This window comes from Streptomyces omiyaensis (genome assembly GCF_014650895.1).
GTDB classification, from domain to species: domain Bacteria; phylum Actinomycetota; class Actinomycetes; order Streptomycetales; family Streptomycetaceae; genus Streptomyces; species Streptomyces omiyaensis.
The window spans coordinates 384,013-396,849 of record NZ_BMVV01000003.1 but is presented as its reverse complement, the minus strand read 5'-3'; the positions used below and the strand labels follow the sequence as shown (position 1 = coordinate 396,849).

The following is a 12,837-nucleotide window of genomic DNA, read 5'->3' as shown; positions in this document are numbered from 1 at the left end:
AGCACCGCCACGGGAAAGGGCCCCCGCTCCTTCGAGGAGCGGGGGCCCTTTCCCGTGTGCCAGGGGCGTCAGCGCCAGCTGTGCGGGGCGCGGAAGCCGCCCTCGCGCTCCAGACGGCGCCAGCCGGCCGGGGTGCGGGAGTGGTGGGCGGCGGCCGGCTCGGGCTGCGAGGCGGCACGGGCGAGCAGGACCGCGGTGATGGCGGCCAGCTCCTCGGGGTCGGCGTGGCCCTTCTCGACGCGGAGAAGGTTGGCCGTGGCAGGCGTGGTCACTTCGTGGACTCCTTGTGCCGGGTCTTACTGAGGCGGGTTGCCGTGCTTGCGGGACGGCAGGTCGGCGTGCTTGGTGCGGAGCATGGCGAGGGACCGGATGAGCACCTGGCGGGTGTCGGCGGGGTCGATGACGTCATCGACGAGACCGCGCTCGGCCGCGTAGTACGGGTGCATCAGCTCGGCCTTGTACTCCTTGACCATGCGGGTGCGCATGGCCTCGGGGTCCTCGGCCTCCGCGATCTGCTTGCGGAAGATCACGTTGGCGGCGCCCTCGGCGCCCATGACCGCGATTTCGTTGGTGGGCCAGGCGTACGTCAGGTCGGCGCCGATGGACTGGGAGTCCATGACGATGTAAGCGCCGCCGTAGGCCTTGCGCAGGATCAGTGAGATCCGGGGCACGGTCGCGTTGCAGTACGCGTACAGCAGCTTCGCGCCGTGGCGGATGATTCCACCGTGCTCCTGGTCGACGCCCGGGAGGAAGCCGGGGACGTCCAGAAGGGTGATGATCGGGATGTTGAAGGCGTCGCACATCTGGACGAAGCGCGCGGCCTTCTCGGAGGCCTCGATGTCGAGGACGCCGGCCAGGGACTGCGGCTGGTTGGCGACGATGCCGACGACCTGGCCGTCGAGGCGGGCGAGGGCGCAGATGATGTTGCGCGCCCAGCGCTCGTGGATCTCCAGGTAGTCGCCCTCGTCGACGAGCTCCTCGATGACCTTGTGCATGTCGTACGGGCGGTTGCCGTCGGCGGGCACGAGGTCGAGCAGGACGTCGGAGCGGCGGTCGGCCGGGTCCTCGGAGGCGGCGGTCGGCGGGTTCTCGCGGTTGTTCTGCGGGAGCATCGACAGGAGGTAGCGGACCTCGGCGATGCAGGTCTCCTCGTCGTCGTACGCGAAGTGCGCGACGCCGGAGGTCTCGGCGTGCACGTCGGCGCCGCCGAGGCCGTTCTGGGTGATCTCCTCGCCGGTGACCGCCTTGACGACGTCCGGGCCGGTGATGAACATCTGCGAGGTCTCGCGGACCATGAAGACGAAGTCGGTGAGGGCGGGGCTGTAGGCCGCGCCGCCGGCGCACGGGCCGAGCATCACGCTGATCTGCGGGATGACGCCCGAGGCACGGGTGTTGCGCTGGAAGATGCCGCCGTAGCCGGCGAGGGCGGAGACGCCCTCCTGGATGCGGGCGCCGGCGCCGTCGTTCAGGGAGACCAGCGGGGCACCGGCCGCGATGGCCATGTCCATGATCTTGTGGATCTTGGTGGCGTGCGCCTCGCCGAGGGCGCCGCCGAAGATCCGGAAGTCGTGGGCGTAGACGAAGACCGTGCGGCCCTCGACCGTGCCCCAGCCGGTGATGACGCCGTCGGTGTAGGGCTTCTTGGCCTCCAGGCCGAAGCCCTGGGCGCGGTGGCGGCGGAGCTGCTCGACCTCGTTGAAGGAACCCGGGTCGAGGAGCAGCTCGATGCGCTCGCGCGCGGTCAGCTTGCCCTTCGCGTGCTGGGCCTCGGTCGCGCGCTCGCTGGGGCCGGCCAGCGCCTGCTCGCGCAGGACGTGCAGTTCGGCGACGCGGCCACGTGCGTCGGTGGGCTCGCTCGGGATCTCGTCGACAAGGGTCATGTACCGACCCTACGAACTCGACCAAGGAAACCCCGCCGTCGACTCCGTACAGTCTCGCGTGTCGATTCCTGGCGGGGACGGACAGAACCCGGGGGACCCCGGAGCGAGTCCACAGCCGGAGGCCCCCTTTGCTTGTGGGGATACCACAAAAGCAGAGCGCGGGCCCCCGCCGTTCGGGGGACCCGCGCGCCGTGCGCCGGTGTCGGTCAGCAGCCGCCGCAGTTGTAGAAGGTCACGTCCCAGTGGTTCCCCTCGTCGGCGTAGACGTTACCGGCGCCGGAACGCCACTGCGGGGCACCGTCGCCCCGCACGCCGATGTAGGTGAACGTGTTCTTCACGTAGTTCGTGACGCAGGTGCCCTTGGCGAAGTCGAGCTTGTACCCGTTCCAGTGCGAGTAGGTGCCGCCCGCGTGGCCGGTCTCGGTGCCTCCGGTGATGTTGAGGGCGCAGCCGCTGGCGCTCCTGAGGGTCTGGGCCCCCTGGGCGGTGGCGAGGTTGAGCTGCTCGAAGGAGGTGCAGGTGGGGTTGGAGCGGTCGGAGCAGCCCCCGGACGAGGACCAGGTGATGCCGGAGGAGCGGAACATCGAGGTCGCGGTGGCGTGGCTGATCTTGGTGACCGCGTGGGCGTCGCCCGCGGTGGTGAGGGCGCCGAAGCCGGGGGCGAAGAGGGCCCCCAGGACGAGGGCGACGGCGGTGAGGACGGAACGGAGCTTCACGGGGGGTGCCTCCTGCGGATGACCGTGACGGGTGGGGACGGTGGTGCAGGTGGTGCTCGTCGCGCAGGGAGATGGTGCCGCAGTTCTACGCGCGTCCGCCAGAGGGCGTCAGGGAAGGCGCGCGAGCCGGCGGGGCGGCCCGGCGCGGGGCCGTTCGGATGAACCTTCGCGAGAGATGTTGAAAGTTGAACGGAATGGGGTTACAGTCGTTCTCGTTGAAGGTTCAACAACACCCCGCCTTCGACACCACCCCCGAGAAGGAGCACGTCATGGGTCTCTTCGGCCGCAAGACCACCGAGTCCGCCACCGCCACCGCCACCCTCCCCGTGGACCCGGCCCTGGCCGCCCTGACCGGCGACTACACCATCGACGCCGCGCACAGCAGCATCGGCTTCACCGTCCGCCACGCGATGGTCACCAACGTCCGCGGCTCCTTCGGCGAGCACGAGGGCACCCTGAGGCTGAACGGCTCCGACCCGGCCGCCTCCGCCGCCTCCATCGACGTCAGGATCGCCTCCGTCGACACCGGCATCGGCGACCGCGACAACCACCTGCGCAGCGGCGACTTCTTCGACGCCGAGCAGTTCCCGCTCATGACCTTCCGCTCGACCGAGGCCGCGCAGCTGGGCGGCGACAAGTACCGCATCACCGGCGACCTGACCATCAAGGACGTCACCAAGCCGCTCTCCATCGACCTGGAGTTCAACGGCACCGCCACCGACCCGTACGGCAACCAGCGCGTCGGCTTCGAGGGCTCCGCCGAGATCCTCCGCTCCGAGTGGGGCCTCACCTGGAACGCGGCCCTGGAGACCGGTGGCGTCATGGTCAGCGACAAGGTGAAGCTGAACTTCGACATCTCCGCCATCAAGAACGCCGCCTGACCCTCCCCGCAGGCTCCGGACACGAGCGCGCCCGCCCTCCGCCCCACGGCGGACGGCGGGCGCTCGGCGTTCCGGCTCCCGGCTTCCGGCTTCCGGCACTCGGCTTCCGGCACTCGGCTTCCGTGCCCGACGCCGTTGTCAGAGGCGGCCGTTAGCGTCGGCGGCATGGAGATCCGCATCGACAGTGCCGTGCTCACCGAAGCCGTCGAGTGGGCCGCGCGCGTCCTGCCCGCCCGCTCCCCCATGCCCGTCCTCGGCGGCCTGCTCCTGGAGGCGTCGCAGGACGGCCGGCTGAGCGTCTTCGGACTCGACCACGAGGCCTCGGCCCGCGTGGAGGTCGAGGCGGAGACCGTGGTGCCGGGCCGCGCGCTGGTGCTCGGCCGGCGGCTGCTCGACATCTGCAAGGTGCTGCCGCGCGGCCGGACCGCGCTCGCCGTCGAGGACGCCCGGCTCTCGGTCACCTCCGGCGACGTCCGCTTCGGCCTCTCCCTGCTGCCGCTCGACGCCCACCCTGCCGCCCCGGCGCTCCCGCCGGTCCTCGGCGAGGTCGACGGCGCGGCCTTCGCGGAGGCGGTCGGCCAGGTCACGGCTGCGGCCGGACGGGACGACTCGCTGCCGGTCCTCACCGGGATACGGCTCGCACTGGACGGTCCCGTGATGACCCTCGCCGCCACCGACCGCTACCGCTACGCGGTCCGCACCCTGGAGTGGCACCCCGGCGCCGGCGCGGTCCCCGCGGCCGGTGCCGACGTGGTCGTCCCGGCCCGCCGCCTCGCCGAGACCGCCCGCTCCCTGGCGGGCGCCGGCCGGACCCGGATCGGACTCGACGCGCACTCCATCGGCTTCGAGCGGGCCGGCCTGCGCACCACCGCCCGGCTGCTCGACGGGCGGCTCCCCCGCCACGACAAGCTCTTCGCCCTCGGCGACCACGCCGTGGCGGTCACCGGCCGGGCCGCGCTGGTCGAGGCCGTGAAGCGGGTCGCGGTAGTCGCCGAGGGCGACAGTCCGGTGCAGCTCGCCTTCGACGGGACCGCCCTGAGGCTCCGGGCCGGCTACGAGGACGACGTCGCCTCCCAGCGGCTGCCCGCGGCGCTCGACGGCGCCGAGGCCCTGACGGTGGCCTTCAACCCCGGCTATCTGCTGGACGCCCTGACCCGCTTCACCGCCGAGGACGTCCGTCTCCACCTCCTCGGCCCGGGCCAGCGCGCCCTCCTCACCGACGGCCCCGGCGACCACCACCGCCACCTGCTGATGTCGGTGAAGCCGCTGGTCTGAGGGGTGTCGGCGGACGCTTCAGAAGCCTCCGCCGCCGTCGAAGCCGCCGCCGCCCCCGAAGTCGCCGCCGCCGAAGCCGCCCCCGCCGCCGAAGTCGCCCCCGAAGTCGCCGCCGCCGCCGAAGTCGTCGCCCTGGAAGTCCGGGCCGCCGTACTCGGAGGCGTAGGCGGGGGTGGAGAGCGCGGAGCCGAGGAGGGTTCCCACGAGGAGGCCGGGGAGGAGGCCGCCGCCGAAGTAGCCGCCCGCCCAGGGGCCGTAGGCCGGGCCCGCCTCCCAGTAGGGGCGGCGGCCGGAGTCGGTCTCGACGGTGCGGGCGTGCGGGTCCTCGCCGTCGTCGAGGCGGGCCGCGTCGGCGGCGCAGACCGGCACCTCCCGGGAGGCTCCGCCGGCCGGCGTCCAGGTGCGGTCCCCGGTGGAGGGGCCGTGGCGCGGGTCGAAGAAGCACGGGGGGCGGCGCTCGGGCAGCGGGCGTGAGCCGCGGCGGGCGTCCAGGACCGCCAGCGCGTAGCGGCCGTCCTCCAGGGCCTGGGTGACGCCCCGTACGTCGTGCGGCCGGGCGGCGGAGCCCATCAGCGACTTCGCCCGGTCGTAGGAGTCCAGGGCCTGTTCGTAGTCGGCGCGCATCGCCTCGTCGGCGCCGCGCTCGGCGGGGTGGAAGTCGAGCCGCTCCAGCTCCTCGCCGAAGGCGGTGATGTCCTCGTCGACGACGACCCGGAGCCGGTCCAGGGCGGCCCGCTCCTCCGCCTCCTTCCGCTTCCGCCGGCCGCGCACCACGGCGTAGGCGCCCGCCCCGCCGGCGACGGCGACCGCGCCGAGGGTGACGAGGCCGGCGACCGGCACGCCGGAGCCGGAGGAGGCGCCTCCCCAGGCGTCCGGCGCGGTGCCGCGCATGGCCGGGAGGGCCTGGTCGGCGAAGGCGTTCAGCTCGGTGGCGGCGTCGGTGCCGGGCCGGGTGACGGTGGCGACCATGTTCTCCACCGCGCCCGCCGACAGCACCCGGGTGTCCGCCTTCGCGTCGAAGCGGTCGCCGAGCCGCACGGCGTACACGCCGGCGAGGCCGGTCTGCTCGCGCAGGTTGTCGATGAGGCCCTGGGGCGGGTACTCCGCGCCCTCCGGCAGGACCGCCACGAAGAGCGGCTTGTCCGCATCGACGATCCGCTGCGCGAGGGCGGCCGCATCGGCCTTCGAGAGCTGGTCGGCGGCGCCCGGGTCCACGTAGACCGGGCCCTCTCTCAGCGCGGCGCCCGCGTCCGGGACGCCGGTGGCCCTGGCGCCCGCCGACGCGGGGGCCAGGGCCAGGAGCAGCAGGAGGATCAGCCCGGCGAGGGCCGACCACACCGATATCGCCCTGGTCCTCATGGTTCGAAATTACCCGAACGGGATCGAACTAGACATACCTGGCGTATGTCGGTCTCATTCGGCGGGGTCGACCCCGGCCCGCAGCAGACCGTAGGTGAAGGCGTCCTCGATGGCCTGCCAGGAGGCGGCGATCACGTTCTCGCCGACGCCGACGGTGGCCCACTCGGTGTTGCCGTCGCTCGTGGTGACGAGGACCCGGGTGGTGGACTCGGTGCCGTGCCGGCCTTCGAGGATGCGGACCTTGTAGTCGACCAGCTCGAACTTGGCGAGCTGCGGGTAGATCCGCTCCAGGGCGACCCGCAGGGCGCGGTCGAGGGCGTTGACCGGGCCGTTGCCCTCGGCGGTCGCGAGCATCCGCTCGCCCTTGGCCCAGAGCTTGACGGTGGCCTCGTTGGCGTGGGTGCCGTCGGGGCGGTTCTCGGTGATGGCCCGCCAGGACTCGGTGCGGAAGTAGCGGCGGGCCCGCCCCTCGGCCTCGGCCCTGAGCAGCAGTTCGAAGGAGGCGTCGGCCGCCTCGTAGGTGTACCCCTGGAGCTCGCGCTCCTTGACCCGCTCGACGACCCGGGCGACGAGGGCGCGGTCGCCGCCGAGGTCGACGCCGAGCTCCTTGCCCTTGAGCTCGATGGAGGCGCGGCCCGCCATGTCGGAGACGAGCATCCGCATGGTGTTGCCGACCAGCTCGGGGTCGATGTGCTGGTAGAGGTCGGGGTCGACCTTGATGGCGGAGGCGTGCAGTCCGGCCTTGTGGGCGAAGGCGGAGACGCCCACGTACGGCTGGTGGGTGGAGGGGGTGAGGTTGACGACCTCGGCGATGGCGTGCGAGATCCGGGTCATCTCGGCGAGGGCGCCGTCGGGCAGCACCTTCTTGCCGTACTTGATCTCCAGGGCGGCGACGACCGGGAAGAGGTTGGCGTTGCCGACCCGCTCGCCGTAGCCGTTGGCGGTGCACTGGACGTGGGTGGCGCCGGCGTCGACGGCGGCGAGGGTGTTGGCGACGGCGCAGCCGGTGTCGTCCTGGGCGTGGATGCCGAGCCGGGCGCCGGTGTCGGCGAGGACGGTGGCGACGACGGCCTGGACCTGGGCGGGGAGCATGCCGCCGTTGGTGTCGCAGAGGATGACGACGTCGGCGCCGGCCTCGTGCGCGGCGCTGACGACGGCCTTGGCGTAGGCGGGGTTCGCCTTGTAGCCGTCGAAGAAGTGCTCGCAGTCGACGAAGACGCGGCGGCCCTGGGCGCGCAGGTGGGCGACGGTGTCGCGGACCATCTCCAGGTTCTCGTCGAGCGTGGTGCGCAGGGCCAGTTCGACGTGCCGGTCGTGGGACTTGGCCACCAGGGTGATCACCGGGGCGCCGGAGTCGAGCAGCGCCTTGACCTGCGGGTCGTCGGCGGCGCTGCCGCCGGCCCTGCGGGTGGCGCCGAAGGCGACGAGCTGCGCGTGCTGGAAGGTGATCTCCTGGCGGGCGCGGGCGAAGAACTCGGTGTCCCGCGGGTTGGCGCCGGGCCAGCCGCCTTCGATGAAGCCGACGCCGAACTCGTCGAGGTGCCGGGCGATGGTCAGCTTGTCCGCGACGGTGAGGTTGATGCCCTCACGCTGGGCTCCGTCGCGGAGCGTCGTGTCGAAGACGTGGAAGCTGTCGTCGGCCGGGCCGGCGCCCGGACGGGGGCTCTCGCCGTTCTCGGTGGTCATGACTGTGTTGGCTCCTGTCGGATGTGGCTCCGGAAGGTATGGATCCACTTGCCCCCATTCTCACGCGCCGTCCGTCTCCGGCGTGGGTGGGGCCGGAAAACGAAAAAACCCCTCGCGGGTGCGAGAGGTCTGCGCGCGGGTCTGGGGCACGGTGGCCGCCGCCGCGGGGGTGGGGTCCCGGGGTTCAGCGGTCACTGCGGACCGGCGCGCTGCTGCCGATAATCATCGTGGTAGCAAGCACGCCCGCAGTCTGCCACAGGCCCGCGCGGTTCAGGACGCGGATCTCACGATGCGGAATCCACGGCGGTCTCCTTCCGGACCGGGGGCACGGGACCCGGTCCGGGGGCCCCGGTTCCGCCGGTGGCGCCCACCCGGGCGAGGTCGATGTCGCGGGTCTCCCGCATCGTCAGGTAGACGATCAGCGAGACGGCCGCGCACCCCGCCACGTACCAGGCGAAGCCGGATTCGACGCCGGCGTTCTTGAACCAGAGGGCGACGTACTCGGCGGTGCCGCCGAAGAGCGCGTTGGCGATCGCGTAGGGCAGGGCGACGCCGAGGGCGCGGATGCCGGTGGGGAAGAGCTCGGCCTTCACGCAGGCGTTGATCGAGGTGTAGCCGGTGACGACGAGCAGCGCGAGGAGCGAGAGGCCGAGGGCGGGCCAGAAGGAGTCGGCGCGCTTCAGCATCGTGAGGATCGGGACGGTCAGGACGGTGGAGCCGACGGCGAAGGTGACGAGGAGGGGCCGGCGGCCGATCCGGTCGGAGAGCCGGCCGGCGAGCGGCTGGAGGCAGGCGAAGACGATCAGGGCGCAGAAGGAGACGAGGGTGGCGGTCTGCTTCGGCAGCCCGGCGCTGTTGGAGAGGTACTTGGTGAGGTAGGTGGTGTACGTGTAGTAGGCCACCGTGCCGCCCATGGTGAGGGCGACGACGAGGAAGGCCTCGCGCCGGTGGTCCCAGAGCGCGCGCAGGGTGCCCTGTCGGCCGGGGGCCACGCCGGCGTCGGCGGTCTCCTCGTACACCTCGGTCTCCAGCATGTTCCGCCGCAGGTAGAAGACGACGGCGGCGCCGAGGGCGCCGATCACGAAGGGGATGCGCCAGCCCCAGGAGTGCAGGGCCTCGGTGGACATCGTCTGCTGGAGGACGAGCAGGAGGCCGAGGCCGAGGACCTGCCCGGCGGTCATGGAGACGTACTGGAAGCTGGAGGCGAAGCCGCGGTGGCCGGGGGCGGAGGCCTCGGTGAGGTAGGTGGCGCTGGCGGCGTACTCGCCGCCGACGGAGAGGCCCTGGAGGAGGCGGGCGACGAGGAGGACGGCGGCACCGCCGTAGCCCGCGACGGCGTGGGTGGGGGCGACGGCGATGAGCAGCGCCGAGGCGGACATCAGGGTGACGGTGAGGGTGAGCGCGGCCTTGCGGCCCTTCCGGTCGCCGACCCGGCCGAGGAGCCAGCCGCCGACGGGGCGCATGAAGAAGCCGACGGCGAAGATGCCGGCGGTGTTCATGAGTTTGGCGGTGTCGTCGCCCTCGGGGAAGAAGGCGCCCGCGAAGTAGACGGCGAAGCTGGCGTACACGAACCAGTCGAACCACTCGACCATGTTCCCGGCCGAGCCGATCCAGATCTTCTTCCAGTGATCTCGTCCCATGGCCCGGAACCGTGCCGGAGCGCCCCCGCGGCGGACAAGGGTGCAGGGGGCAACGATCGGGAGTACTTGCGTGCGTTACGGTCGCGGAATCAGGGTTTCGTCGATGAACTCCCGCACCTGGGCCAGGACTTCGCCCCGTCCCGTGCCGGGGATCCCGACGGCGACGTGCACGCTGAAGCCGTCGAGGAGGGCGCGCGTGCGGGCGGCGAAGCGGTCCGCGTCGACGGGGCGGAAGGCGCCGCGCGAGACGCCCTCGGCGAGGATCGCGACGAGGTCCCGGTGCCAGGCGAGCTCGATGGCGGCCTGGCGGGCGCGGGCGTCGTCGTCGGCGTTCTGCGACCGGTTCCAGACCTCCAGCCAGAGCGTCCAGTGCGGGTCGCGCGGCCCGGTGGGCACGTACAGGTCCACGTAGCCGTCGAGCCGCTCGCGGGGGCTGCCGGGGCCGGAGAGCAGCGCGCCCCGCTCGGCCCCGAGCCGGCCCTCGCTCCACTCCAGCGTCTGGAGCAGCAGCTCGTCCTTGGTGCGGAAGTAGTAGAGGAGGTGACCGCTGCTCATCCCGACCTGCCGGCCGAGTCCGGCCATGGTCAGCCCGTCGAGCCCCCGCGCGGCGACGGTGTCCATCGCCGCCGCGAAGACGTCCTCGCGGGGCGGGGCCGCCTGGTTGCGGCGGCGGGGGGCGGGGGCCTGGTTGCTGCGCTGACTCACTCGTACGTTCTACAGGATGGCGCCGGACGGACCCCCGCCCGAGCGGTCGGTCAGACGGCCGGCTGCTGCTGGGTGATGCAGTGGATGCCGCCGCCGGCCGCGAAGATCGTGCGGGCGTCGACCAGGACGACCTCGCGGTCCGGGAAGAGCCGGCGGAAGATCTCGGCGGCGAGCTCGTCGTGCGGGTCGTCGAAGGCGCACAGGATGACGGCGCCGTTGCAGAGGTAGTGGTTGATGTAGGAGTAGTCGACCCAGTCGCCCTCCTCGTCCTTGAGGACGGTGGGGGCGGGCACCTCGATGACCTCCAGGGGGCGGCCCTGGGCGTCGGTCCGGGCGCGGAGCAGGTCCACGTAGAGCCGGGAGCGCTCGTAGTCGGGGTGGCGGGGGTCCTGCTGGCTGTGGACGAGGACGGTGCCGGGGCGGGCGAAGGCGGCGACGATGTCGACGTGGCCCTGGGTGCCGTACATGCCGTAGTCGCCGGCGAGGCCGTGCGGGAGCCAGATCGCCCGGGTGGTGCCGAGCCGGTCGTGGATCTCCCGCTCGACCTCCTCGCGGGTCCACTCGGGGTTGCGGCCGGAGCCGAGCTGGACGGTGTCGGTGAGCAGCACGGTGCCCTCGCCGTCGACGTGGAGGCCGCCGCCCTCGTTCACCAGGGAGCTGCTCCGCACGGGGACGCCGGCGACGCCGGCGACGTGGCGGGCGATCTGCGAGTCGTGCTCCCAGCGCGCCCAGTCCTGGGCGCCCCAGCCGTTGAACACCCAGTCCACGGCGGCGAGGGAGGTGCCGTCGGTGACGAAGGTGGGGCCGATGTCCCGCATCCAGGCGTCGTCGAGCTCGTGCTCGACCAGCTCGACGTCGTCGCCGAGGAGGGCGCGGGCGCCCTCGCGGTCGCCGGGGGCGACCACCATCGTCACCGGCTCGAAGCGGCGGACGGCGCGGGCCACGGCGGCCCAGGCCCCGCGGGCCGCGGCCAGCTCCTCCTCGTCGGTGAAGGTGGGGTTGGGGCTGGGCCAGGCCATCCAGGTCCGCTCGTGCGGGGTCCACTCGGCGGGCATGCGGTACGCGGTCATGGGCGTGGTCCTCGGGGAGGTTGGCGGCTGTTCGGGGGGACGGGCTCGTGGCGGTCGGTCGCACGTCGTGCACCCGCTGTTTGAGTGACACTCTAAATGTTGAGAAGGAGTCTTCCAAGGATTGACGGGCAGTACTGGCCCACGTCACATTGAGCAGCACTCAAAAACTTCCCCGACCGCTTCCCCGGAGGTCCCATGGCGATCGAACAGCGCGGAGTCGACACCATCCCCGAGGCCGAACGCACCAGCGGCCCCCGCGACCTCGTCGCGATCCTGCTCGGCTCCAACCTCTGCCTGGGGGTGATCGTCTTCGGCTGGCTGCCCGTCTCCTTCGGGCTCGGCCTGTGGGGCTCGGTGACCTCCGTGGTCGCCGGCACCGTCGCGGGCGTCGCCGTCACCGCCCCGCTGGCGCTGGTGTCCCTGCGCACCGCCACCAACCTCTCCACCTCCTCCGGCGCCTTCTTCGGCGTCCGCGGCCGGCTCGTCGGCTCGGTGGTGGGGCTGCTGCTCTCCCTCGGCTACACCGCCCTGACCCTCTGGATCGGCGGCGACGTCATGGTGGGCACCCTCGCCCGCCTGACCGGCCTCTCCACCGGCGACGGAACGCACGCCGCCGTCTACGCGCTGCTCGCGGCCTGCACGGTGGTGGGCGCCGTGTACGGCTACCGGCTGCTGCTCCGGCTCAGCAAGGCGCTCGCGGTCGGCATGACCGTCCTGCTCGCGGTGGGCCTGTTCGCCTACGCCGGGGACTTCACCGCCGCGCCCGTGCCGGACACCCCGTACCTGCTCGGCTCCTTCTGGCCGACCTGGATGCTCTCGGCGGTCGCCGCCGGCCTCAGCGGCCCGGTCGCCTTCATCACCCTGCTCGGCGACTACACCCGGTACGTCTCCCCCGCCCGGCACAGCGCCCGGACGGTCTGGCGCGCCACCTGTCTCGGGCTCCTCGTCGGCCTGCTGGTGCCGCAGCTCTTCGGCACGTTCACGGCGCTCGCCGCGCGCGCCGGGCTCGACTACGCCGGACCGCTGGTCGCCGCCTCCCCCGGCTGGTACCTGGTCCCGCTGCTGATCGCCGCCACCGCGGGATCGGTCGGCAACGCCGGTCTGATGCTGTACTCGATGGGCCTCGACCTGGACGCGATCCTGCCCCGGGCCACCCGCGCCCGGGCCACCCTCGTGGTGGCGGCGGTCGCCACCGGCTTCGTCTTCCTCGGGCACTTCGCCTCGGACGCCCAGTCGGCGATGACCTCGTTCGTGCTGCTCCTGACGGCGATCGGCACCCCGTGGGCGGTCATCACGCTCATCGGACACCTGCGCTGCCGGGGCGCGTACGACCCCGAGGCGCTCCAGGTCTACAACCGGCGCTCACGGGGCGGGATCTACTGGTACGCGGCCGGCTGGCACCCGCGCGCCACCGCCTCCTGGGCGCTCGGCGCGGGAGTGGGGCTCGCCGCCGTCTCGACCCCGCTGTACGAGGGCCCGCTGCTCGCCCTGACCGGCGGGATCGACTGCAGCTTCGTGCTGTCCGGGCTCACCGGCGGTCTGCTGTACGCGGTCCTCACCCCGGCGCCGGAACGCGACGCGCCCGGGACGGAGGCCGTCCCGGGCGCACTGGTCGACTGACCGGG

Annotated in this window: 11 protein-coding genes; 3 read left to right on the top strand and 8 right to left on the bottom strand. The window is 72.7% G+C overall.

Annotated elements, in window-relative coordinates; translation table 11 throughout:
- Positions 1–68: 68 nt before the first annotated feature.
- The 3 genes from IE287_RS07320 to IE287_RS07310 form a co-directional block, all read right to left on the bottom strand.
- Positions 69–272 (bottom strand): acyl-CoA carboxylase subunit epsilon, encoded by a 204-nt coding sequence (locus tag IE287_RS07320; protein WP_189848073.1) that lies wholly within the window; start codon positions 270–272, stop codon positions 69–71.
- 24 nt (positions 273–296) lie between these two features.
- Positions 297–1,880, bottom strand: a complete 1,584-nt coding sequence (locus IE287_RS07315; RefSeq protein ID WP_189848072.1) for an acyl-CoA carboxylase subunit beta — start codon at positions 1,878–1,880, stop codon at positions 297–299.
- A 206-nt stretch (positions 1,881–2,086) separates the two neighbouring features.
- Complete coding sequence (locus IE287_RS07310) at positions 2,087–2,596, bottom strand: hypothetical protein (protein WP_189848071.1); 510 nt, start codon at positions 2,594–2,596, stop codon at positions 2,087–2,089.
- A gap of 269 nt (positions 2,597–2,865) precedes the next feature.
- On the opposite strand from IE287_RS07310, the gene IE287_RS07305 reads away from it, so the two are divergent.
- The gene (locus tag IE287_RS07305) at positions 2,866–3,477 is read left to right on the top strand and encodes a YceI family protein (protein WP_189848240.1); all 612 of its coding nucleotides are present in this window, start codon (positions 2,866–2,868) and stop codon (positions 3,475–3,477) included.
- Between the two features lie 165 nt (positions 3,478–3,642).
- Entirely contained in the window at positions 3,643–4,752 is a 1,110-nt protein-coding gene (gene dnaN / locus IE287_RS07300; protein ID WP_189848070.1) for a DNA polymerase III subunit beta, read from the top strand.
- Between the two features lie 18 nt (positions 4,753–4,770).
- Here the strand turns inward: dnaN and IE287_RS07295 are convergent, their stop codons facing one another.
- The 5 genes from IE287_RS07295 to IE287_RS07275 form a co-directional block, all read right to left on the bottom strand.
- A complete protein-coding gene (locus tag IE287_RS07295) occupies positions 4,771–6,111 on the bottom strand; it encodes a hypothetical protein (protein WP_189848249.1) in 1,341 nt (446 codons plus the stop codon).
- A gap of 54 nt (positions 6,112–6,165) precedes the next feature.
- Positions 6,166–7,797: a citramalate synthase gene (cimA, locus tag IE287_RS07290; protein WP_189848069.1), complete on the bottom strand. Its 1,632-nt coding sequence runs from the start codon at positions 7,795–7,797 to the stop codon at positions 6,166–6,168.
- Between the two features lie 284 nt (positions 7,798–8,081).
- Positions 8,082–9,437: an MFS transporter gene (locus tag IE287_RS07285; RefSeq protein WP_229883323.1), complete on the bottom strand. Its 1,356-nt coding sequence runs from the start codon at positions 9,435–9,437 to the stop codon at positions 8,082–8,084.
- A 75-nt stretch (positions 9,438–9,512) separates the two neighbouring features.
- The gene (locus IE287_RS07280; RefSeq protein WP_189848239.1) at positions 9,513–10,058 is read right to left on the bottom strand and encodes a TetR family transcriptional regulator C-terminal domain-containing protein; all 546 of its coding nucleotides are present in this window, start codon (positions 10,056–10,058) and stop codon (positions 9,513–9,515) included.
- Between the two features lie 134 nt (positions 10,059–10,192).
- The gene (locus IE287_RS07275; RefSeq protein ID WP_189848068.1) at positions 10,193–11,212 is read right to left on the bottom strand and encodes an agmatine deiminase family protein; all 1,020 of its coding nucleotides are present in this window, start codon (positions 11,210–11,212) and stop codon (positions 10,193–10,195) included.
- Positions 11,213–11,407: 195 nt separating this feature from the next.
- Here IE287_RS07275 and IE287_RS07270 point away from each other — a divergent pair, with 195 nt between their 5' ends.
- Entirely contained in the window at positions 11,408–12,832 is a 1,425-nt protein-coding gene (locus tag IE287_RS07270; RefSeq protein WP_189848067.1) for a cytosine permease, read from the top strand.
- Positions 12,833–12,837 lie beyond the last annotated feature (5 nt).